This is a genomic window from Rhodospirillales bacterium (assembly GCA_016699855.1).
In the GTDB taxonomy this organism is placed as follows: domain Bacteria; phylum Pseudomonadota; class Alphaproteobacteria; order Reyranellales; family Reyranellaceae.
On record CP064988.1, the window covers coordinates 3,232,179 to 3,254,655 of the forward strand.

General features: G+C 71.7%; 20 protein-coding genes and 1 pseudogene. 6 read left to right on the top strand and 15 right to left on the bottom strand.

The window, feature by feature from the left end:
- The first annotated feature begins 41 nt into the window (after positions 1–41).
- From atpD to IPK81_15170, 3 genes are all read left to right on the top strand, one after another.
- The gene (gene atpD / locus IPK81_15160) at positions 42–1,466 is read left to right on the top strand and encodes a F0F1 ATP synthase subunit beta (protein ID QQS10954.1); all 1,425 of its coding nucleotides are present in this window, start codon (positions 42–44) and stop codon (positions 1,464–1,466) included.
- Positions 1,467–1,495: 29 nt separating this feature from the next.
- On the top strand, positions 1,496–1,909 hold the full coding sequence (gene atpC / locus IPK81_15165) for an ATP synthase F1 subunit epsilon (protein ID QQS10955.1): 414 nt from the start codon (positions 1,496–1,498) through the stop codon (positions 1,907–1,909).
- Between the two features lie 138 nt (positions 1,910–2,047).
- Positions 2,048–2,866 (top strand): ferritin-like domain-containing protein, encoded by an 819-nt coding sequence (locus IPK81_15170; protein ID QQS10956.1) that lies wholly within the window; start codon positions 2,048–2,050, stop codon positions 2,864–2,866.
- A 9-nt stretch (positions 2,867–2,875) separates the two neighbouring features.
- Here IPK81_15170 and IPK81_15175 read toward each other — a convergent pair.
- From IPK81_15175 to IPK81_15220, 10 genes and pseudogenes are all read right to left on the bottom strand, one after another.
- Positions 2,876–3,354, bottom strand: a pseudogene (locus IPK81_15175) (RNA pyrophosphohydrolase).
- Between the two features lie 16 nt (positions 3,355–3,370).
- Positions 3,371–4,816 carry a divergent polysaccharide deacetylase family protein gene (locus IPK81_15180; protein ID QQS10957.1) on the bottom strand — a complete coding sequence of 482 codons (1,446 nt, stop codon included), beginning with the start codon at positions 4,814–4,816 and terminating at the stop codon, positions 3,371–3,373.
- Positions 4,817–4,850: 34 nt separating this feature from the next.
- On the bottom strand, positions 4,851–6,305 hold the full coding sequence (locus IPK81_15185; GenBank protein QQS10958.1) for a PDZ domain-containing protein: 1,455 nt from the start codon (positions 6,303–6,305) through the stop codon (positions 4,851–4,853).
- Positions 6,306–6,470: 165 nt separating this feature from the next.
- Positions 6,471–8,078, bottom strand: a complete 1,608-nt coding sequence (locus IPK81_15190; GenBank protein ID QQS10959.1) for a 2,3-bisphosphoglycerate-independent phosphoglycerate mutase — start codon at positions 8,076–8,078, stop codon at positions 6,471–6,473.
- 39 nt (positions 8,079–8,117) lie between these two features.
- On the bottom strand, positions 8,118–8,738 hold the full coding sequence (locus IPK81_15195; GenBank protein ID QQS10960.1) for a hypothetical protein: 621 nt from the start codon (positions 8,736–8,738) through the stop codon (positions 8,118–8,120).
- Positions 8,739–8,829: 91 nt separating this feature from the next.
- Positions 8,830–9,288: a 23S rRNA (pseudouridine(1915)-N(3))-methyltransferase RlmH gene (gene rlmH, locus IPK81_15200; protein QQS10961.1), complete on the bottom strand. Its 459-nt coding sequence runs from the start codon at positions 9,286–9,288 to the stop codon at positions 8,830–8,832.
- Positions 9,289–9,307: 19 nt separating this feature from the next.
- Positions 9,308–9,775: a ribosome silencing factor gene (gene rsfS / locus IPK81_15205; GenBank protein QQS15129.1), complete on the bottom strand. Its 468-nt coding sequence runs from the start codon at positions 9,773–9,775 to the stop codon at positions 9,308–9,310.
- A 19-nt stretch (positions 9,776–9,794) separates the two neighbouring features.
- Complete coding sequence (locus tag IPK81_15210) at positions 9,795–10,619, bottom strand: nicotinate-nucleotide adenylyltransferase (protein ID QQS10962.1); 825 nt, start codon at positions 10,617–10,619, stop codon at positions 9,795–9,797.
- Between the two features lie 330 nt (positions 10,620–10,949).
- Positions 10,950–11,477, bottom strand: a complete 528-nt coding sequence (locus tag IPK81_15215) for a hypothetical protein (protein QQS10963.1) — start codon at positions 11,475–11,477, stop codon at positions 10,950–10,952.
- Positions 11,474–12,760 (bottom strand): glutamate-5-semialdehyde dehydrogenase, encoded by a 1,287-nt coding sequence (locus tag IPK81_15220; protein ID QQS10964.1) that lies wholly within the window; start codon positions 12,758–12,760, stop codon positions 11,474–11,476. Before IPK81_15220 ends, IPK81_15215 begins: the two co-directional genes overlap by 4 nt.
- A gap of 184 nt (positions 12,761–12,944) precedes the next feature.
- Between IPK81_15220 and IPK81_15225 the strand changes: the two genes are divergently transcribed.
- Positions 12,945–13,805, top strand: a complete 861-nt coding sequence (locus tag IPK81_15225; protein ID QQS10965.1) for an isocitrate lyase/PEP mutase family protein — start codon at positions 12,945–12,947, stop codon at positions 13,803–13,805.
- Between the two features lie 34 nt (positions 13,806–13,839).
- Positions 13,840–15,501 (top strand): thiamine pyrophosphate-binding protein, encoded by a 1,662-nt coding sequence (locus IPK81_15230; protein ID QQS10966.1) that lies wholly within the window; start codon positions 13,840–13,842, stop codon positions 15,499–15,501.
- A 112-nt stretch (positions 15,502–15,613) separates the two neighbouring features.
- Here the strand turns inward: IPK81_15230 and IPK81_15235 are convergent, their stop codons facing one another.
- The 5 genes from IPK81_15235 to IPK81_15255 all read right to left on the bottom strand — a co-directional run bounded on the left by IPK81_15235 (position 15,614) and on the right by IPK81_15255 (position 21,426).
- Positions 15,614–16,255 (bottom strand): NIPSNAP family protein, encoded by a 642-nt coding sequence (locus tag IPK81_15235; GenBank protein QQS10967.1) that lies wholly within the window; start codon positions 16,253–16,255, stop codon positions 15,614–15,616.
- Between the two features lie 37 nt (positions 16,256–16,292).
- Positions 16,293–17,519 (bottom strand): acyl-CoA dehydrogenase family protein, encoded by a 1,227-nt coding sequence (locus tag IPK81_15240; protein ID QQS10968.1) that lies wholly within the window; start codon positions 17,517–17,519, stop codon positions 16,293–16,295.
- Between the two features lie 28 nt (positions 17,520–17,547).
- On the bottom strand, positions 17,548–18,672 hold the full coding sequence (locus IPK81_15245) for an acyl-CoA/acyl-ACP dehydrogenase (protein ID QQS10969.1): 1,125 nt from the start codon (positions 18,670–18,672) through the stop codon (positions 17,548–17,550).
- A gap of 125 nt (positions 18,673–18,797) precedes the next feature.
- Positions 18,798–20,333: an acyl-CoA synthetase gene (locus IPK81_15250; protein ID QQS10970.1), complete on the bottom strand. Its 1,536-nt coding sequence runs from the start codon at positions 20,331–20,333 to the stop codon at positions 18,798–18,800.
- Between the two features lie 193 nt (positions 20,334–20,526).
- Positions 20,527–21,426: an SDR family NAD(P)-dependent oxidoreductase gene (locus IPK81_15255; GenBank protein ID QQS10971.1), complete on the bottom strand. Its 900-nt coding sequence runs from the start codon at positions 21,424–21,426 to the stop codon at positions 20,527–20,529.
- Between the two features lie 188 nt (positions 21,427–21,614).
- Here IPK81_15255 and IPK81_15260 point away from each other — a divergent pair, with 188 nt between their 5' ends.
- Positions 21,615–22,388 carry an enoyl-CoA hydratase/isomerase family protein gene (locus IPK81_15260; protein QQS10972.1) on the top strand — a complete coding sequence of 258 codons (774 nt, stop codon included), beginning with the start codon at positions 21,615–21,617 and terminating at the stop codon, positions 22,386–22,388.
- The last annotated feature ends 89 nt before the right edge of the window (positions 22,389–22,477 follow it).

The following is a 22,477-nucleotide window of genomic DNA, read 5'->3' on the forward strand; positions in this document are numbered from 1 at the left end:
CCGCCCGCGACCAACGCACGACCGACAAAGGGGTTACCGACATGGCCGCCAACAACATCGGCAGGATCACGCAGGTCATGGGCGCCGTCGTCGACGTCCAGTTCGACGGCGAGCTGCCCTCGATCATGAACGCGCTGCACGTCGACTCGGACGGCCGCAAGGTCGTCCTCGAGGTCGCGCAGCATCTCGGCGAGTCGACCGTCCGCACCATCGCGATGGACACGACCGACGGCTTCGTGCGCGGCCAGAAGGCGACCGACACGGGCGCCCCGATCGCCATGCCGGTCGGCCCGGAGACTCTGGGCCGCATCCTCAACGTGATCGGCGAGCCGGTCGACGAGCGCGGCCCCGTCGGCCACAAGAGCACGCTGCCGATCCACCGCCTCGCGCCCGAGTTCGTCGACCAGTCGACCGAGGCGCAGATCCTCGTCACGGGCATCAAGGTCATCGACCTGCTGGCGCCCTACGCCAAGGGCGGCAAGATCGGCCTGTTCGGCGGCGCCGGCGTCGGCAAGACCGTCACGATCATGGAGCTGATCAACAACGTCGCGAAGGCGCACGGCGGCGTGTCGGTGTTCGCCGGCGTCGGCGAGCGCACCCGCGAGGGCAACGACCTCTACCACGAGATGATCGAGTCGGGCGTCATCAAGCTCGACGGACCGGGCTCCAAGGTGGCGCTGGTGTACGGCCAGATGAACGAGCCGCCGGGCGCGCGCGCGCGCGTCGGCCTGTCGGGCCTCACCGTGGCGGAGTACTTCCGCGACGCCGAGGGCCAGGACGTGCTGTTCTTCGTCGACAACATCTTCCGCTTCACGCAGGCGGGCTCCGAAGTGTCGGCGCTGCTCGGCCGCATCCCCTCGGCGGTCGGCTACCAGCCGACGCTGTCGACCGACATGGGCGCGCTGCAGGAGCGCATCACCTCGACCAAGAAGGGCTCGATCACCTCGGTGCAGGCGATCTACGTGCCCGCCGACGACCTCACCGACCCGGCGCCGGCGACGTCGTTCGCCCATCTCGACGCCACGACGGTGCTGAGCCGCTCGATCGCCGAGCAGGCGATCTTCCCCGCCGTCGATCCCCTCGACTCGACCTCGCGCATGCTCGACCCGCGCGTCGTCGGCGACGAGCACTACAAGGTCGCGCGCGACGTCCAGCGCGTGCTGCAGCAGTACAAGTCGCTGCAGGACATCATCGCCATCCTGGGCATGGACGAGCTGTCGGAGGAGGACAAGCTGACCGTCGCGCGCGCGCGCAAGATCCAGCGCTTCCTCAGCCAGCCGTTCCACGTCGCCGAGGTGTTCACCGGCACGCCCGGCGTGTTCGTGAAGCTCGAGGACACGATCAAGGGCTTCAAGGGCATCGTCGCCGGCGACTACGACGACCTGCCGGAGTCGGCCTTCTACATGGTGGGCACGATCGAGGAGGCCGTCGCGAAGGCCAAGAAGATGGCGGCCGAGGCGGCCTGACGGACCGCGCGTCGACGGGAGGGGGCCCGATGGCCAAGGTTGCGTTCTCACTGGTGCTGCCCGAGCGCGAGCTCGCCCGGCTCGACGCCGACATGGTGGTCGTGCCCGGCGGCGACGGCGATTTCGGCGTGATGCCCGGGCACATCGCGATGGTCTCGACCGTCCGTCCGGGCGTGGTCGAGCTGCACGACGCCGGCAAGGTCTCCGCCCGCTACATGGTCGCCGGCGGTTTCGCCGAGGTCACGCCGGAGCGCTGCACCGTTCTGGCCGAGGAGGCCGTGCCGCTGGCCGAGGTGACCGCCGACGGTCTCGCCAAGCGCGTCAAGGACGCCGACGCGGCCGTCGCCGACGCGGCCACGCCGGGCGAGAAGGCGGCCGCCGAGCGCGCCGCGACGGTCGCGCGCGAGCTTCAGCGGGCGCACGCCTACGCGGCGGCCCACTGACGCCGCGGCCCGATCCACGGAATCGAGGGGGCCGGCGTTGCGCGCCGGCCCCCTCTCCGTTTATGACTCGCGCATGACGCCCCCGGGCGGCCCGGAACCCGGGACGGACCGGCGGCGTTCCAAAGGGCGGCGGGATCCATGAAGAACTGGACGCTCGACGACATTGCCTGGGACCGGTTCGAGCCGGCGAAGGTCGACGCCGACCTCCTGGGCATCGTCAAGGCCGCCGCCCTCGTCGAGCGCAACGGCCTCGACTACGGCGTCTACCTCAACAACGTGTTCGCCGACGACCCGGAGTTCCGCGCCGTGATCGACCAGTGGTCGCGCGAGGAGGTCCAGCACGGGCTGGCGCTGGGACGCTGGGCGGCGATGGCCGATCCGTCGTTCGACCCCGACGCCGCGTTCCGGCGCTTCACCGACGGCTACAAGCTGCCGCTCGACGCGCGCACGTCGGTGCGTGGATCGCGCGCCGGCGAGCTGATGGCGCGCTGCATGGTCGAGACCGGCACCAGCTCCTACTACGCCGCCCTGCGGGACGCCGCGACCGAGCCGGTCCTGAGGCAGATCTGCGACTGCGTCGCGCGCGACGAATTGCGCCACTACAAGCTGTTCTACGCCCACATGCGGCGCTACGTGGAGACCGAGCGGCTCGGCGCCTGGGGCCGGGCCCGAGTCGGCGTCGGCCGCATCGCCGAGAGCGAGGACGACGAGCTGGCCTTCGCCTACTACGCGGCCAACGCGCCGGCGGACGCGGTCTACGACCGGCGCACCTACAGCCGCGCCTACGCGCGGCGCGCCTACGCCGTCTACCGTCCGCGGCACGTCGAGCGCGGCGTGGCGATGATCCTGAAGGCGGTCGGCGTCAACGCCACGGGCCGTCTCAACGCCCTGTTGACGCGGCTCGCCGCGTGGTTCCTCCGCTGGCGCTCCGCGCGGCTGGCGCGCGCCGGCGCCTGAGGCGCCCGCTCAGTCGACGAGGTCGGCGAACTCCGCGACCACGGCGCGGTAGACGTCGCGCTTGAACGGCACGATCAGCTCCGGCAGCTCCGCCCGCGCGCCCAGCGCCACGCCGCGAACTCGGGATGGCGCGTGCGGATGTCGATGTCCTCGTCGCCGCCGAGGAAGCGCATCGCCACCCAGCGCTGCGCCTGGCCACGCCAGCGGCCGCGCCACAACCGCTTGGCCACCGGCCGCGGCACGTCGTAGGCGTACCAGCGCGCGCTCTCGCGCAGAACCTCGGCGGCGGCGGTGCCGACCTCCTCCTCCAGCTCGCGCGCGGCGGCCTCGACCGCCGACTCGCCGTCGTCGATGCCGCCTTGCGGCATCTGCCACGCGTCCTCGCGTGAATCGACGCGCCGCCCGATCCAGACGCGTCGATCCGGCGCGATCAGCATGATCCCGACGTTGGGGCGGTAGCCCTCCGGGGGCGCGTCCGATTCGATCATCGCGGCCCCGCCGCCGTCAGCGCGCGCCGACGGCCAACGCCTTCTCGACCCGGGTGGCGCAGACGTCGACGCATTCCGTCAGGCCCGTCACCGGGGCCAGCGCGAAGCCGCGGGCCTCGACCTCGCGCGACCATGTCGCCAGCTCCTCGACGGTGTCCTTGCGGGCCATCGCCACCGCCAGCGCGAACTTGTTCTGGCGGGTGAATTTCTCGAGCGCCTCGAGGTTCGCCTTGAGCTCCGCCGCGCCGGGTTGCCGGTCGACCCAGCCGGCGTCCGCGCTGTAGGGCAGTCCGGCGTCGCGGCTGGCCTGGTAGACGGCGCGCCCGGTGCGGAACGTCTCGACCAGCATCAGGCCGCGGTCGGCCAGCGTCTTCACGATCGGGCGAAGGGTGGCGTCGTCGGCGCTGACGGGGCCGGGCAGCGGCAGCACGACGCCGACATAGCCGGTGCCGCCCCGCGCCAGCGCGGCGGCGAGGCGGCGCTGATTCTCGGCCGCCGACACGTCGACGCGCAGCGACGCCGCCGGCGCACCGTCCTGCGCGCCCTCCGGCGCCTGAGCCGGCAGCACGATCAACGCCTCATGGCCCTTGCCGCGCGCGCGCTCGATCCAGCGGTCGAGGAACGGAGCGTCCCACATGAAGCCGAGGGTGATCTGTGGCGGCAGACCGTCGATGGCGCGCTGCGTCAGCGCCGGATCCTTTCCCAGACCGAGGATCAGCACGCCGATGCGCGGCCGCGTCTCGCGGTAGTTGAACACCGCGGCGTGGGCCAGCCAAGGCATGCAACCATGCGCGTCGATGCGGGGCAGGCGGCCCTGCGGCGTCGTCTCGACGAGGGTGGAAAGGTCGACGGGTGGGCACCGGATCGGCACCGGCGGCTTCTCGGGCGGCGGCGCCGGCAGGCCGCTGGCGGCGAGCACCGTCCACGTGGTCCGCGGCGCCGCCGTCGCGGCAGGCGGTGTCGTGCCGGTTGGTGGCGACGCGCCGCCGGCCGCCGCTGGCGGCGCGGGGGGGACAGTCGACGACGGGGCGATGGACGATGGCGGCGCGGCGGCTGATGGCGGCGTGACGGCTGTCGACGCCTCGGCGCCGGGCGCAGCCGCAGCCGGCGGTGTCGACGCCTCGGCGCCGGGCGCAGCCGCGGCTGGCGGCGTCGGCGCGGCCGGCGGCGGCGCTGGCGGCGCGGCCGCTGGCGCCGCTGGTGGCGGCAGCTTCGGCATCGCCAGGTTCACCGGCGGCGGCATCTGGAGGTTCGTGCGCGCCGCCGCCGGCGGCCGCGCCTCGCCCGCCCTGGCCTCGGTGGACGGGGGCGTCGCCGGGCGCGGACGCAGCTGCCAGACGGCCAAGGCGCCGGCGCCGACCAGTAGAGCGACGGCGATGCCGTAGGCTGCGAACACCTCGGGTCGGCGGCGCCGTCGCGGCACCGGCAGGCGCCGGTCCCACGGATCGCCGCCGTTCGTCATGGCCGCCCGTCCTAACGTCCGGCCCGCGCGCCGGTCACTGGCCGCGCTGGCCGTAGAGCGCGATCCCGCGGATCAGGTCCATGGCGCGCTGGAGCTGGTAGTCGGCCGTCGCCGCGTTCGGCGGCTCGTCCGTGTCCACCTTCTCTTCCTTGGCCTCGCCCGGTTTGGCGGCCTCGCCGGGCTTGCCGTCGGTCTTGGCCTCGGGCGCCTTGCCCGCCGGACCCGCCGGCGGCTTGGCCGGCTCGCCGGCCTTGCCGCGGTTCGCCGGGTTGACGATCGAACCGCGCAGATTTTCCTCGCGCGTGCGCTCGGCCGGCTTCACGGCCTCGACCTTGGCCTGCTCGACCTCGATGTCCGGCTTGATGCCGTCCTTCTGGATCGACCTGCCGGAGGGCGTGAAGTACAGCGCCGTCGTCAGGCGCATGGCGCCGCCACCGGTCACCGGCATGATCGTCTGGACGGAGCCCTTGCCGAAGCTGCGGGTGCCCAGCACGATCGCGCGCTTGTGGTCCTGCAGGGCGCCGGCGACGATCTCCGACGCGGAGGCCGAACCGCCGTTGATCAGGATGACGATCGGCAGACCCTGGGCGGCGTCGCCGGGCGTGGCGTTCCAGCGCTGCACGTCCTCGGCCTTGCGGGCGCGCGTCGAGACGATCTCGCCCTTGTCGAGGAACAGGTCCGACACCTTGACCGACTGGTCGAGCAGGCCGCCGGGGTTGTTGCGCATGTCGAGCACGACGCCCTTCCACTTGGGCCCGAGCTCCTTCTTGAACTTCTCCAGCGCCGCCGCGAGCCCCGCGGTTGTCTGCTCCGTGAACGACGTGATGCGCACGTAGCCGATGTCGCCGCCCTCGACGCGGCTCTTCACCGACTGCACCACGATCTTGGCGCGCGTCAGCGTGACGTCGAACGGCTCCTTGCCGGCGCGCCGGATGCCGAGCGTGATCTTGGTGTCGATCTTGCCCCGCATGCGCTCGACCGCCTCCTGGAGCGTCAGCCCCATGACCGGCTCCTTGTCGAGCGTCACGATGTAGTCGCCGGGCTGAAGGCCGGCGCGCGACGCCGGTGTGTCGTCGATCGGCGAGACGACCTTCACCAGGCCGCCGTCCATCGTCACCTCGATGCCCAGCCCGCCGAACTCGCCGCGGGTCTGCACCTGCATGTCGCGGAACGCCTTGGCGTTCATGTACGAGCTGTGCGGATCGAGCGACGCCAGCATGCCGTTGATGGCCGCCTCGATCAGATCCTTCTCGTTCGGCGGCTCGACGTACTCGTTGCGCACGCGTTCCAGCACGTCCCCGAACAGGTTGAGCTGCTGGAAAATCTCGGTCTTGTCGGTCGCCTTCGGCTTGTCCTTGGCCTCGGCGGGCTTCTCCTGCTGCTGCGCGCGGGCGGCGGGGGCGAAGGCCAGATCGACCGGCGACCAGAACGTCGCGAGCGCGGCGAGGGAGGCGGCGGCCGCGAGGGCCGGGAGACGGACGGTCTTCATCGGGACTTTCCGGAGCGGGCGCTCCAACGGGGGGAATTTCGCCGTTTCGGCTGTGAAGAGGACATTACCCGCCGCAATAAGGCCGAACAAGGGCGGGCCCGTCCGCTCGCGCGACCGTGTGCGTGGGTGGTCGAAAACAGTGCGTTCCCGGGCGCCGCGCGGCGCTCAGGCAGCGGCGGCCCGCGCGCGCAGCTCCGCGGGGACGGACAGCACGCCCGGGCGCGGCTCGGCGCGCAGCAGCGACGTCCCGGTCATCTCCGCGGGTCGCGGCAGGCCCATCAGCGCCAGCAGCGTCGGCGCCACGTCGGCGAGCCGGCCATCGGCCAGCCCCGCGACCCCGGCCGGCGCGTTGAACAGGATGGCGGGCACGCGGTTGAGCGTGTGCTGCGTATGCGGCTGGCCGGTGGCGTGGTCGAACAACTGCTCGACATTGCCGTGGTCGGCGGTCACGAACATCGCGCCGCCGGCGCGGCGGACGGCGTCGGCGACGCGCCCGAGGCAGGAATCGACCACCTCGACCGCCCGCACGGCGGCGGCGAACACGCCGCTGTGGCCGACCTGGTCGGTGTTGGCGTAGTTGACGACGACGAGGTCGAACCTTCCGGAATCGATGGCCGCGACGAGCTTGTCCGTCACCTCCGGCGCGCTCATCTCCGGCTGCAGGTCGTAGGTCGCGACCTTCGGCGAGGGGACGAGGATGCGCTCCTCGCCGGGGAAAACGCGCTCCTCGCCGCCGTTGAAGAAGAACGTGACGTGGGCGTATTTCTCGGTCTCGGCGATGCGCAGCTGCGTCCGGCCGGCGGCTGACACCACCTCGCCCAGCCCGCGCGACAGCGCGGCCGAGTCGAACAGCGTGCCGAGGAACGGATTGAGCGCGCTGGAGTACTCGACCAGGCCGAGCGCCGCGGCGAAGGCGGGCCGGCGCGGACGCGTGAAGCCGTCGAACATCGGGTCGAGCAGCGCCGTCAGGATCTCCCGCGCGCGGTCGGCGCGGAAATTGCCCATCAACACGCCGTCGCCGTCCCTCATGCCGGCGTAGTCGTCGATCACTGTGGGCAGGACGAACTCGTCCGTCAGACCGGCGGCGTAACCCGCGGTCACGGCGGCGTCGGCGGTCGGGGCGCGCGGACCCGCGGCGTCGACCAGCGCGGCATACGCCTTCGTGACGCGCTCCCAGCGCTTGTCGCGGTCCATCGGATAGAAGCGGCCGCTGACGGTGCCGATCGCGATGTCCTTGCCGTTGTCGAGACGCGCCGTGAAATCGGCGAGATACTCGCGGGCGCTGCTGGGAGGCGTGTCGCGACCGTCGAGGAAGGCGTGCACGCGCACCGCGACGCCGTGGCCGGCGACGATGTCGGCCAGCGCCGCCATGTGGTGGTGGTGGCTATGGACGCCACCGGGCGACAACAGGCCCATCAGATGGCACACGCCGCCGCTGCGCTTCAGCGCCGCCACGAACGCCAGCAGCGCCGGCGCGCGCGCGAGGCTTCCGTCGGCGATCGCCTGGTCGATCCGCGGCAGGTCCTGCATCACCACGCGCCCGGCGCCGAGGTTCATGTGGCCGACCTCGGAATTGCCCATCTGGCCGGACGGCAGGCCGACATGCAGCTCAGACGCGTCGATCAGGCCCTGCGGACAGGTCGCGACCATGCGGTCGAAATTCGGCGTGCGCGCCGCCAGCACGGCGTTGTCGCGCGGATCGAGGCGGTGGCCCCAGCCGTCAAGGATGCACAGCACCACAGGGCGCGGCGCGGCGGTCGGAGCGGAGGCCATCTATCGTTGCTCTCTTGCGGGTCGTTTCACGGATGCGCGTCAACCGCCGCCGTGGACGCCGCCGGCCATCATGGTCGGCGCGGCGGGCGCGCCGACGGATTGGAACTTGTTCGGGCAGGACAGCTCCGTGGGATCGATGTCCTCGTCCTGCTCCTTCAGCTCGATCGCGCAGAACACGAACTCGCCGCGCGGCTCGCCATCGATGGTGATGTGGTAGGTGTAGGTGCCCGGCGGATCACCCTCGATGATGCACCACGAGCGCTGTAGATAGCCGTCGACCACGCGCTCGCGCATGCGCGTCGTGGCGCGGGTCTTGTCCTCGCTGACCTCGGTCTCCGGCCCGGCGATCACGTCCTTGGCGGGCTGCGACGTCTGCAGCACCTCGACCAGGCTGATCGACCGGTTGGGGCCGCCGAGCCACGCCCGCCAGCCGAAGCACGCCTTGTTGATCAGCAAGGGGATGGCGTTGGTCTCGAAATACCGGGTCGAGCCGTCGCTCTTGGTGATCGACACGAAGGGGATGCTGCGCGCCTTGCCCGGCTTGCGCGGCGTGTCCTGCGCCATCGCGCCGACACCGGCTGTCAGGGCGAAGGTGGCGGCGGCCAAGGTCGCGGCGCGCGCGAGGCGGTGGAGGGGTGTGGCGAGGGTCGGTCTGGACATGGGCCCAATGTAATCGCGATTTCGCGGCGGAAAAGCGGCAAGCGTCGATTTCCCGCCGGAACGCCGCCCGAAACCGCGGTTTCCCCGCGCTTCAGGCCCGGTGGTAGGGGTGTCCGGCCAGGATCTGCTGGGCGCGGTAGAGCTGCTCGGCCAGCATCACCCGGGCCAGAAGGTGGGGGAACGTCATCGGGCCGAACGACAGGGCCAGCGCGCAATCCGCCAGTAGCGCCTCGGTATGGCCGTCGGCGCCGCCGATCAGGAACGCCAGCTCGGCGGTTCCCGTGTCGCGGCGGCCGGCGATCCATTTGGCGAAGGCGGCGCTATCCAGCGTGCGGCCGCGCCGATCCAGGGCGACGAGGGTCGCGCTGGCCGGGCAGGCGTCGCGCAGGAGCCTGCCCTCGCGGACCATCGTCTCGGCCGCCGGCAGCGGGCGTCGCTCCTCGACCTCGCGCAGGGTCAGCGGCCACAGCATGCGTCGGGCGTACTCGTCGTAGAGCGCCTTCTCCGGCCCCGATTTCGCCCGACCGACGGCGGCGATGGTCAGACGCATGGGCGGCCGCCCGCAGGCGTCAGGCTTTCCCGGCCGCGACGGGCGGTTTGGCGTCGGCCGCTTCCTGGGCTTCGTCGTCGGCTGTGGTCGCGGCTTTCGAGATGCGGCGGCGTTTCGGCGCGCCCTCCGCCGGCTCCTCGGGGAAGGTCCACAGCCGCTCGAGCTGGTACAGTTCGCGGATCTCCGGCCGGAACACGTGCACGATCACGTCGCCGGCGTCGACCAGCACCCAGTCGCCCTGCGTCTTGCCCTCGACCCGCACGCCTTTGTGGCCGGAGTCCTTGAGGCGCGAGGCCAGTTTGTCGGCGATCGCCGAGACCTGCCGGGTCGAGCGCCCGCTGCACACGATCATCCAGTCGGCGACGCTGGTGCGGCCGGCGACATCGAGTTCGACGATGTCCTCGGCCTTGTCCTCCTCGAGGGATTCCCGGACGAGCTTGCGCAGGGCGTCGGAGGGGCTGGGACGGCGGCGGGGGCGGGCGGGAATGACAGTTCTCCGTCGGTCTTCAGGGATGGCGGGCGGCGCGGATCGCGGTCGCCGAGAGCGGGCTGAGCCGGCAACGCAGGAAACACCACGCCGGCGGCCCGGCGGCGGCGAGGCCGCGCACGGCGCCGTCGCGCGAACGGGCCGCACCATAGCGCCGCGCGACCGCCCCGGCCAGCGCCCGTACGCCGCAGCCCGGCCGGTCGATCACCGCGATCGGCGCCATGGCCGCGATGTCGGGCCAGCGCTTCCAGCGCGCCATCTGCGCCAGATTGTCGGCCCCCATCAGCCACACGAACGCGATGCGCGGGAACAGCCGGCGCAGCCGCGCCAAGGTGTCGACCGTGTAGCGGGTGCCCAGGACGCGTTCGATGTCGGTGACCCGGATGCGGTCGTGGCCGGACATCCGGCGCGCCGCGGCGAGCCGTTCGTCCAGCGCGCCCATGCCTCGGGCGTCCTTCAGCGGATTCTGCGGCGCCACCAACCACCAGATCTCGTCGAGATCGAGCCGGCGCAGCGCCTCGACGCTGATATGGCGGTGGCCCTCGTGCGCCGGGTTGAACGATCCGCCCAGCAGGCCGATCCGGCGCGGCGCGGCGCCGAGCGCGGCGCGCGCGGCCGGGGGTAGGAACGGGCGGATGCGGTCGCGGCGCACGGGGTCGGCCTCACGAGCCGAGGAAGCGTTTGGCGCAGGACAGTCCGCCCAGCCGCGGCGGCGCGCCCTCCGGGAGCTTGATGCCGCAGAATCGGAACGCCGCGACGAAGCGGCCGTCGATGTCGACGCGGTAGTGGTATTCGCCGGGCGGATCGGCGTCGTTGACGCACCATGTGTGCGCCACGGCGCCATCGCGCACGACCATGCGCCGGGTCCATTCGGTCGCGTCGGAGGCGTCGTTGATCCGGATGTCGGCGCCGACGTCGAAGCGCGTCGGACCCGGCGTCGTCTGGCGCTCGGTGACGTTCACCAGGCGCTCGGCGCCGCCGACATGGACGACCCACGTGTAGCAGGCCCGCGCAGGCCACAGCGGGAACGCGTCGCCGCGGACCGGGCCCTCGATGGTCTTCCCGTCGGCATCGCGTAGCCGGATCAGCTTGCGGTGCTCGCCCGGAGGCGCGGCCAGCGCGGCCGTCGACGCGAACGGCGTCGCCAGCAGGCCGGCGCGGACGGCGTCGCCGCTCACGACCCCTCGTGCCTGCGCGGACAGGCGAGTTTCTCGAGGTCGAACGGCTCGTTCTCGGGCACACGGATGCCGCAGTAGCGGAATTCCGCCGCGTGGCGGCCGTCGATATGGACGTCGAAGCGGTACTCGCCCGGCGGATCGGCGTCGTTGACGCACCAGGTGCTGACGATGCGGCCGTCGGCGCCGACCGTAAGGCGCTGCTTGGCGGTCGTGCCGTCGAGCGTCTCGTGCACCTCGAAACCGTCGCCGGCGAAGCGCGACGGGCCGGGCAGCTTCTGGATCTCGACCACCTCGACCGTCTGGAAGGCGTAGGTCGGCAGGGTCAGCACCCAGCCGAAGCAGCTGCGGATCGGCCACAGCGGCACGACGTTGGTGGCGACCGGCCCCTGCAGCAGCTTCTTGTCCGCGTCGTAGATCTCGACGAACGGGTAGTTGCCCTCGGCGGCGGCGGCGGGTTGGAACGCCGTGAGCGCGGCGATCGCCAGCGCGGTGGCGGCGCCGCGGATGCGTTGGGAGACCGTCACGGGCGCAGCGTGCCGTCGCCGCGCACGACGTTCTTGTAGGTCGTCAGCTCGGCCAGTCCGACCGGCCCGCGCGCGTGCAGGCGGTCGGTCGAGATGCCGATCTCGGCGCCCAGCCCGAACTCGCCGCCGTCGGCGAACTGCGTGGACGCGTTGTGCATGACGATGACGCTGTCGACATCGCGCAGGAACCGCTCGGCCGCCGCGGCGTCGGACGTGACGATGCAGTCGGTGTGGCCGGAGCCGTAGGTGGCGATGTGGCGGATGGCGCCGTCGACGCCGTCGACCACGGCGGCGCTGATCACCGGCGCCAGATACTCGGTGCGCCAGTCCTGTTCCGTCGCGGCCGTCGCGCGCGGCTCGATCGCGCGGATCGCGTCGTCGCCGCGCACGGCGCAGCCCAGCGCGATCAGCCGGTCGAGCACCGGCCGCGCGTGGGTCGCGAGCGCGGCCCGGTCGATCAGCAGCGTCTCGGCGGCGCCGCACACGCCGACCCGGCGCATCTTGGCGTTGGCGACCACGTCGCGCGCCATGGCGATGTCGGCGGCGCCGTCGACGTAGACGTGGCAAAGCCCCTCGAAGTGCTTGAGCACCGGCACGCGGCTCTCGCTCGAGACGCGCTCGATCAGGGCGCGTCCGCCGCGCGGTACGATCAGGTTCAGGAATTCCACCGCCCTCAGCAGCTCGCCGACGGCGGCGCGGTCGGTGGTCGGCACAAGCTGGACGCAGTCCTCGGGCAGGCCGGCGCTGGCGAGGCCGCGGCGCAGACAGGCGGCGATGGCGCGCGAGGAGTGGAAGCTCTCCGAGCCGCCGCGCAGGATCACGACGTTGCCCGATTTCAGGCACAGCGCGCCGGCGTCGGCCGTGACGTTGGGGCGCGACTCGTAGACCACGGCGATCACGCCGATCGGCACCCGTACCCGCGTGAAACGCAGGCCGCTGGGCCGCGTCCATTCCTCCATCACCTGGCCGACCGGATCGGGCAGGGCGACGATGTCGTCCAGGCCGTGCGCCATCGCCTCGACGCGGCCGGGATCGAGCATCAGCCGGTCGAGCATGGCGGCGTCGAGCCCGGCCGAGCGTGCGGCCGCCATGTCGCGGGCGTTGGCCTCGACGATGGCGGCGCTCTCGGCGCGCATCAGCCGCGCGGCCTCGACCAGGGCGGCGTCCTTGGCCGCCGTGGTGGCGTTGCGCAGCGCCGCCGCCGCGTTCTTGGCCCGCGCTCCGAGGTCGCGCACGAGGGCCGCGACCTCTTCCCCGGACGCGGGCCGGGTCTGGACGTTCATGACGAATCCTTTCGCGGCCGCACTATACGCGAAAAATGTGCGTGGCGATGCAGCCCCGCCAGACCGGCGAGCCTCCCCGATTTGGCATGTCCGTGTCCCGGCGGGATGGCGGACCGCCGTGGTGGACCCGCCGCCCCCCGGTCTGGAATACTCCCGCCCGTCCTAGGGGAGGGCGCCGCACAAAATGAACTGGTCCGATCGTCGAAAGCGCTTCCGCGCCGTGCTTGCGGGTGACATCTGCGTCCATCCGGGGTCGGTCCACGACGCCATCTCCGCCCGGATCGCCGAGGATCTCGGGTTCGAGGTCGGCATGTTCGCCGGCTCGGTGGCCTCCCTGACGGTGCTGGGGGCGCCGGATCTGATCGTCCTGACCCTGTCGGAGTTCGCCGGCCAGGCCTACCGGATCAACCGGGCGGGCGGCCTGCCGCTGATGGTCGACGCCGACCACGGCTACGGCAACGCGCTGAACGTCAAACGTACGGTCGAGGAACTGGAGACCGCCGGCGTCGCCGGGCTGAGCATCGAGGACACCGAGCTGCCGCGGCCCTATGGCGACGGAAAGGTGACGCTGATCCCGGTCGAGGAGGGCGTCGGCAAGATGAAGGCGGCGCTGGCCGGTCGGCAGGACCCGATGCTGGCGATCGCCGGCAGGACCAGCGCCGTCATGCTGACGGGCGTCGACGACGCCATCGCGCGGGGCCGCGCCTACGAGGCCGCCGGGGTCGACGCGTTGTTCTTCGTCGGCGTGACGACGCGCGCGCAGCTCGACGCGCTGTCGGCCGCCACGACCCTGCCGATCATCCTCGGCGGCGTCGCCGGCGACCTGTCCGACAAGGCCTATCTCGCCAGCCGGCGCGTGCGCATCGCTTTGCAGGGGCACCAACCGTACGCGGCGGCGGTGCAGGCGACCTACGCCACGCTCAAGGCGCTGCGCGACGGCGTGCCGCCCTCGAAGCTGGAGGGCGTGGCCTCGGCCGACCTGATGAAGCGGGTCACGCGCGACGGCGACTATGCGCGCTGGACCAAGGAATTCCTCGGCGGCTAGGCCGTCGACGACAACGTATCAATCGGGGGAAGCGATGCGCGGACGTCAGGTGTTCATGGAGAGTCTCGTCGCCCACGGCGTCGAGCGCATGTTCGGCAATCCCGGCACGACCGAGAGTCCGCTGATCGACAGCCTCGGCGCCTATCCAAGCGTGGAATACGTCGTGGCGCTGCACGAGGGCATCGCGCTGGGCGCCGCCAGCTTCTACGCGCAGGCCAGCGGGAAGACGCCCGTCGTGAACGTCCACGTCGCGCCGGGGCTGGGCAACGCGCTGGGCATGCTCTACGGCGCGCTCAAGGCCAACTCGCCGATGGTCGTGACCGCGGGCCAGCAGGACACGCGGCTGCGGCTGCGCGATCCGCTGCTGGGCCACGACCTCGCGGCGATGGCCGCGCCGGTGGTCAAATGGAGCGTGCAGGTCGAGCGCGCCGACGAGATGGCGCCGATCCTGCGCCGCGCCTTCAAGATCGCCAACGACCCGCCGTGCGGGCCGGTGTTCGTGGCGTTGCCGATCGACGTGATGGAGCAGGAGACCGACGTGCTCGCCGCGCCGCCCGGCGCGCTGTACCGCGCCACGCGGCCGGACCCCGACGGCGTGGCGGCGGCGGCGCGGGCGCTGCTGGCGGCGCGCTCGCCGGTGATCGTCGCCGGCGACGATGTCGCGCGCGCCGGCGCCGTGGCCGAGCTGGTCGCGTTGTCGGAGACGCTCGGCGCGCCGGTGTGGGTCGAGGGCCTGCGCCATCAGCTCTCGTTCCCGTCGTTCCACCGCAACGCCCGGGGCGCGGTGCCGTTCGACGCCGCCGCCATGCGCAAGGCGTTCGACGCCCACGACCTCGTCATGCTGATCGGCGGGCCGTTCTTCGAGGAGGTGTGGTACGCGCCGGGCGCGCCCTTCGCCGACGGCGCCGCGGTGGTGCATCTCGAGGAATCGTTCGAGCGGCTGGCCTACAATTTCGCGCCGACGGTCGGGCTGGCCGGCCATCCGCGCGCCTCGATCGCCGCGATCCGCGCCGCGCTGGCCGCCGCGCCGTCGGAGTTCACCGTCGCCGCCGCGCGCCGCGGGGCCGCTTTGAAGTCCGCGCGCGACGCCGACGACGCGGCCCAGGCGGCGCGCGCCGAGAAGAGCCGCGCGCGCTCGCCGATGTCGATGGCCGTGACGATGGCGGCGATCCGCGACGCGTTGCCGGTGGACGTCGTGGTGGTCGACGAGTCGATCACCGCCAACGTCGATCTGGCCCGCACCATCCCGTTCGAACGTCCCGGCGACTATCTCAGCGGCCGGGGCGGCGGCATCGGCCAGGCGCTGGCCGGCGCGATCGGCGCCAAGGTCGCGTGCCCGGACCGGCCGGTGCTGGCGATCTCCGGCGACGGCTCGGCGATGTACAGCGCCCAGGCGCTGTGGAGCGCGGCGCACCACGACCTCGCCATCGTGTTCGTCATCCTTGCGAACCGCGAATACCGCGTGCTCAAGCACAATCTCGACACCTACCGGCAGCGCTTCGACGCGATGTCCAACCGCGACTACCCGCAGATGGACCTGACCGGGCCGAACCTGGGTTTCGTCGACATGGCCAGGGGCATGGGCATCGCCGGCGCGCGGGTGACGAAGCCGGACGAACTGACGGCGGCGCTACGCGCCGCCTTCGCCTCGGGCAAGCCCTACCTTCTGGAGGTCGAGATCGAGGGCAAGCGGTGAGGCGGAGGGGCGAGGAACGGCCCCTCGTCCGGCGCTACGCGCCGCCTTCTCCCCCGTCTTCGGAGAGGAAGCTGCCCCGAAGGGGTAGATGAGGGGATTCGTCTTCCGCTGCCTACTTCACCTTCACCGCCGGATGCGGCAGCAGGATGATCGATTCGAGGTCGGTGAGCATCGGGGCCGATCTGGCGATGAACGCCTGCCACTGCGGGTCCTTGTAGAGGTCGCCGCGCGCCGCGCCGCGCGAGTCGAGCGTCGGGTAGTGCCACATGTGCGCCACCTCGTTCGGGTCGGGCGCCTCGCCCTGCCACAGGCCCACGTTGGGCGACGGCGCGTATTTCTCGCGCACCGGCAGGATGTCCTTGAACATCTGGCACCACGGCCCGGCCTGGCCGAGATTGGTCTTGTACATGCGCAGCTCGTAGAAGCCGCCGTCCGTCTTCGGCGCCTCGAACGGCTTGGCCGCCTTCCAGAACCGGATCGACTGCCGCTTCACCAGCGGCCGCACGCCCGGCACGTACTCACCGGTCCAGCGCGGGTTCTTCGACAGCGCCACGCGCTTGGCCTCGCGGTCGTCGAGGCTGTCGTAGCTCCACAGGTGCCACGCCTGGTTCAAAGTGCCGAACTCCGACGCCCAGTAGCCGTGGTTCATGCCGTAGTCGTCGCCGCGCACCGGCCGGCCGACGTCGCGCACGTGGTCGAAGTACTTCGGCAGCGCGCCGGGATGGAGCGTGTAGGTCCGCATCTCGAAGATCATCGCTTCCTCCCGCGCCGCGTCGCGGCGTCGCCCTGTGTCACTTCGCCTTGCCCAGCGCGCTGAACGGCACGTCCTTGTCGACGCGCACGTCCTGCGGCAGGCCGAGCACGCGCTCGGCCACGATGTTGCGCAGGATCTCGTCGGTGCCGCCGGCGATGCGGAAGCCGGCACCGCCGATCCACTGCGCCTGGAAGCCGCCGGCGCCCGGCACGTCGCCGGTCATGACGCCGCCGGTGCCCATCAGCTCCATGGCGAAGGCGCCGAGGTCCTGCATCTTGGGCGCCGCCACGATCTTGCCGATCGAGGATTCCGGTCCCGGCGTCTGGCCCTTCGAGAGCGACGTCAGGGTCCGGTACTTGGTGTATTTCAGCCCCTGCGTCTGCACGTACCAGTCCGCGATCTTCGACCGCACGTGGGCGTTGCGGATCGCCGGGCCGTCCTCCAGCTCGGTCTCGCGCGCCAGATCGAGCAGCTCGTCGACGTCGAGCCCGCCGGACGGCGTGCCGACCGCGAGGCGCTCGTTCATCAGCGTCGTCAGCGCCACCTTCCAGCCGTCGCCGACCTTGCCGAGCCGCTGCGAGTCGGGGACCCGGACGTTGGTGAAGAACACCTCGTTGAAGTTGGCCGCGCCGGAGATCTGGCGGATCGGCCGCACCTCGACGCCCGGCGACTTCATGCTCAGGAAGAACATCGTCAGCCCCTGGTGCTTGGGCACGTCGGGGTTGGTGCGGGTGATGACGATGCCGTAGTCGCAGTAGTGCGCGCCGGACGTCCACACCTTCTGGCCGTTGATCACCCAGTCGTCGCCGTCGCGCTCGGCGCGCGTGCGGATGCCGGCCACGTCCGAGCCGGCGACCGGCTCGGAGAACAGCTGGCACCACACCTCGTCGCCGTGCAGCGCCGGCTTCACGTAGCGGGTGAGGTGCTCCTTGGAGGCGTAGGCCATCATCGTCGGGATGCACATGCCCAGCCCGATGTCGAAGAAGCCCAGCGGCACGAGGTAGTTGGCCTCCTCCTGGCTGTAGATCACCTGCTGGATCTGCGTGCCGCCCATGCCGCCGTACTCGACCGGCCAGGTGATGCGGGCGTAGCCGGCGGCGGCCTTCTTGTCCTGCCACTCCTTGGCGCGCTTCAGCAGCTCGGGGTCGTCGACGCGGGCGCGGTAGGCCTGCTTGTCGTCGGTCTTGCGCTTGGCGTTGGCGTCCAGCCAGGCGCGGGCCTTGGCGCGGAACGCGGCTTCCTCGGGGGTGTCGTTGAAGTCCATGGCGGCGTGTCCTCTCGGAAATCGCGGATCAGGCGGCGTTCTTCTGCTCGAGGCGGGAGACGAGCTTCTCCTTCCACGCCATCGGGCCGCCGATGCCGAGCGCCAGCAGGCGCGAGCGGCGGTAGTGGAACTGCGTGTCGGCCTCCCAGGTGAAGCCCATGCCGCCATGCGTCTGGATGTTCTCCTTGGCGGCGAAGTCGTAGGCGTCGATGGCCGACACGCGCGTCGCCGCCGCCGCGACCGGCAGGTCGGCGCCGCGGTCGTTGAGCATCATCGCGCCGTAGTAGGCGTTGGACCGCGCCAGCTCGACCTTGACGTACATGTCGGCGAGCTTGTGCTTGATCGCCTGGTAAGAGCCGATCTGCCGCCCGAAGGCGTAGCGCTGCAGCGCGTAGTCGCGCGCCATCCACATCGCCGCCTCGGCGCCGCCGATCTGCTCGAAGGCGATCAGCACCGCGGCCGCGTCGTAGAGCTCGTTGAGCATCCGCCAGCCGTCGCCCTCGGCGCCCAGCGGCTCGGCCTTGGCGCCGTCGAACGCCAGCCGGGCGTGCTTGCGCGCCGGATCGACCGTGGCGACGCGCTCGCGCTTGACGCCGGCGCCGGCCAGCTCGACCAGCGCCAGCGACAGGGCCCGCTCGCCGGCGCCGCCGGTGTTGACCAGCACGACCGCGAAATCGGCGGCCTCGCCGTCGGGCACCGGCAGCTTCTCGCCGCTGAGCTTGCCGCCCGACAACGCCGCGCGGACCGTCCGCGGCGAGGCCGGCTTCGGGCCCTCGCCGGCGGCCAGCGTGCCGATCGCCGAGCCGTCCGCGAGCCGCGGCAGCCACGTCTTCTTCTGCGCGTCGCTTCCCCAGCGCATCAGCGCCTCGGTCGCCAGATACACCGACGACGCGAACGGCACCGGCGCGCAGGACCGGCCCAGCTCCTCGGCGATCACGCACAGCTCCAGGGCGCCGAGCCCCGAGCCGCCGTAGGCCTCCGGGATCGCGGTGCCCATGGCGCCGAGCTCGGCCAGGCCTTTCCAGACCTCGGCGGCGTGCGTCTCAGGCCCGTCGAGCACGCGGCGCACGACCTTCATCGGGCACTTGTCGGTGAGGAACTTCCGCACCTGGTCCTTGAGCATCTTCTGGTCGTCGGAGAAGTCGAAATTCATGTCCGTGATCCTAGATGTGGCGCGCGATCATGCCGCCCGTCCGTGGCCCGCCGCAACGCCCGCGTCGCCCGCCGCCGCCGGCTCGCCTCGCAGGCCGAAACCATGCCCGGCCGTCTCCGCCGACCTTAAGCCTTCTTCGGCCAGTACGCGTCGCGCAGCAGGCGCTTGTACAGCTTCCCCGTCGGCAGCCGCGGCATGGCGTCGGTGAAGTCGATCGACCGCGGCACCTTCTGCCGCGACAAGCGCCCGCGCGCGAACTCCAGCAGCTCTTCGGCCAGCGCCGGCGAGGGCGCGATCCCCGGCGCCGGCTCGACCACCGCCTTGACCTCCTCGCCGAGATCCTCGTTGGGCACGCCGAACACCGCCACGTCGCCGACCTTGGGGTGCAGCACCAGCGCGTCCTCGATCTCCTGCGGGTAGATGTTCACGCCGCCGGCGATGATCATGAACGCCTTGCGGTCGGTCAGGAACAGGTAGCCCTCGTCGTCGAGGTAGCCGACGTCGCCCAGCGTCGACCACAGCGGTCGCGCGGGATGGCGCGCCGCGTCGGTGCGGGCGTCGTCGTTGTGGTAGGCGAACGGCATCTCCTCGCGCTCGAAGTAGATCAGGCCGGCCTCGCCCGCCGGCAGCTCGCGCCCCTCGTCGTCGCAGATGTGGATGATCCCCAGCGACGCCTGGCCGACCGAGCCGGGCTTGCGCAACCAGTCGTGGCTGTCGATTCGGGTGGAGCCGTTGGACTCGGTGCCGGCGTAGTACTCGTGCAGGATCGGCCCCCACCATTCGATCATGCCGCGCTTGACGTCGACCGGGCAGGGCGCGGCGGCGTGGATCGCGGCGCGGTGGCTCGACAGGTCGTGGCGCGCGCGCTCGGCGTCGGTCAGCTTCAGCATGCGCACGAACATCGTCGGCACCCACTGGCTGTGGGTGACCTTGTGGCGCTCGATGGCGGCCAGCGCCTCCAGGGGGTCGAAGCGGCGCATCATCACCACCGAGCCGCCCAGCGCCTGCGCGCCCAGCGTGAAACCCAGCGGCGCGGAGTGGTAGAGCGGGGCCGGCGACAGGTAGACCGTGTCCGGCCCGAAACCGTAGCGCGCCAGCGTGTCGCGGCTGCGCAGCCCGGCCGACGGATGCTCGTCGCGCAGCGCGCGCTTGATGCCCTTGGGCCGGCCGGTGGTGCCGGAACTGTAGAGCATCGTGTCGCCCAGCCGCTCGTCCTCCAGCGGCCCGCCGTCGACCGACGCCAGCGCCTCCTCGTACGAACGCCAGCCGCCGCCGGCGCCGTGCATCATCAGCCGGATCCCGCAGCCGGGGATCAGCGGCGCGAGTCCGTCCGCGGTGTCGCGCATCGCCGCCGACGTGACGATCGCCTTGGCGCCGCTGTCGTTGACGATGTAGGCGGCCTCGTCGGGCACGAGGTAGCGGTTGATGGCGGTGATGTAGAGGCCCGACCGCAGCGCCGCCCACGCCACCTCGTGGTAGTGGAGATTGTTCTCCATCAGCAGCGCGACATGGTCGCCGCGCCGCAGCCCGGCGCCGCGCAGCAGCCGCGCCAGCCGCGTCGAGGCCTCGTCGACCTCGCGGAACGTGACCATGGCGCCCGTCGCGGAGTCGATCACCGCCGGCTTGTCGGGCGTCAGCCGCGCGTGTTCGCCGATGTACATGGTCGCGTCCTATGCCGGGGCTAGCGAACGCCGCGCCGCGATCCAGCGGCCAGGTCCTTCGCCGCGCTCTGGACGACGGAGAACGCGAACGCCCCTGCGTTTCGCGTCGGCCCGAGCGCGGCGAAGGATCTCGATGCCCGCTCGCGTCGCGCCCCTCTCCGCCGGCATGCGCGGCGGAGAGGGCGACGACCCGTCAATCCAGATCCATGCCGTCCATGCCGGCGTTCTTCCGGGCGCGGGCGACCATGTCCTTGACGATCGGGCCGAGCGTCGCCGGATCGGCGACCTGCTCGATGGTCGGGCCCTTGTGCCAGCCCTCGGCGACGGCGATCTGGCCGTTGCCGGCCTGGAACACGCGGCCGGTGATCTCGCCGGACTCCTCGCTGGCCAGCCAGACGGCGATCGGCGCCACCCACTTGGGATCGCGCTTCTCGAGATCCTCGGGCGAGTACTGGCGCAGGTCGGCGGTCATGCGCGTGTAGGCCGACGGCGAGATCGAGTTCACGGTCACGCCGTAGCGCCGCATCTCGCGCGCCGCGATCACCGTGAACGCCGCGATGCCGGCCTTGGCGGCGCCGTAGTTGGTCTGGCCGACATTGCCGTAGATGCCCGACACCGAGGTCGTGGTCAGCAGGCGGCCGTTCACCGGCCGGCCGGTCTCCTTGAACTTGTCGCGCCAGTAGGCGCAGGCGTGCCGCGCCGGCGCGAAGGTGCCCTTCAGGTGCACCTTGATGACGGCGTCCCACTCCTCCTCGCTCATGTTGGTGAGCATGCGGTCGCGCAGGATGCCGGCGTTGCTCAGCACGATGTCGAGCTTGCCGAAGGTCGAGATGGCCTGGTCGACCATCCGCTTGGCGCCGTTCCAGTCGCCGACGTCGTCGCCGTTGACCACGGCCTCGCCGCCCATCGCCTTGATCTCCTCGACCACCTGCTGCGCCGGGGTCAGGTCGGCGCCCTTGCCGTCGCGTTCGCCGCCGAGGTCGTTCACGACCACCTTGGCGCCGTGCTTCGCCAGCAGCAGCGCGTGCTCGCGTCCCACGCCCCGCGCCGCGCCCGTCACCAGCGCCACGCGCCCCTCGCACAACCTCGCCATCTTCCGTCTCCTCCTGATCGGCGCCCGGCTTGCGACGCGGGCGTTCCACCGCGACCTTTGCCCGGCTGCGGCCCCGGGACAAGCCGTCCGACCATGCGGGCGGCGCGGCCCCCCTCTGCGCCGGACCGGTAGGACCGGGCGGTGAAATCCGCTAGCTTGCCGCCGAATCCGAACGGGAGGAGAGACTCATGGCCGGCAAATTCGCGGACCTCGGCGTCAGCAGCGAGGGACACGTCGGGATCGTCGAGATCCAGCGTCCGCCGCACAACTATTTCGACAATTCGCTGATCAACCAGATCGCCGACGCCTACGAGGATTTCGACCGCGACGTGAACATCCGGTCGATCGTGCTGTGCGCCCAGGGCAAGTCGTTCTGCGCCGGCGCCGATTTCGCCAACCGCCCGGCCACCGGCGCGGCCGAGAGCGGCAAGCACCTCTACAAGGAGGCGACCCGCATCTTCCGCGCGAAGAAGCCGCAAGTGGCGGCGGTGCAGGGCGCGGCGATCGGCGGCGGTTTGGGTCTGGCGCTGTCGTCGGATTTCCGCGTCACCTGCAGCGAGGCGCGCTTCAGCGCCAACTTCAACCGGCTGGGCTTCCATCCCGGCTTCAGCCTGACCTACACGCTGCCCCGCCTCGTGGGCCAGCAGAAGGCCAACCTGCTCTTCTACACGGGCCGTCGCGTCACGGGCGACGAGGCCGTGGCGATGGGCATGGCCGACGTGCTGGTGCCGGCCGCCGAACTGCGCGCCGCGGCGATGGCGCTGGCGACGGAGATCGCGCAATCCTCGCCGCTGGCCGTGCAGTCGACCCGCGAGACCATGCGCCGCGGCTTCGCCGATGGCGCCGAGGCGGCGACCGAGCGCGAGCTGACCGAGCAGGACTGGACCCGCAAGACCTCCGACTTCAAGGAGGGCGTCAAGGCCTGGGCCGAGAAGCGCCTGCCGAACTTCCAGTCGAAGTAGGGCGCGCGCTTCCCTTCTTCCCCGATGACGGGGGAGAAGGGACGGCGTCGAAACGGCGCGTTCCTCCCTTTTCCCTCCGACGAGGGGGA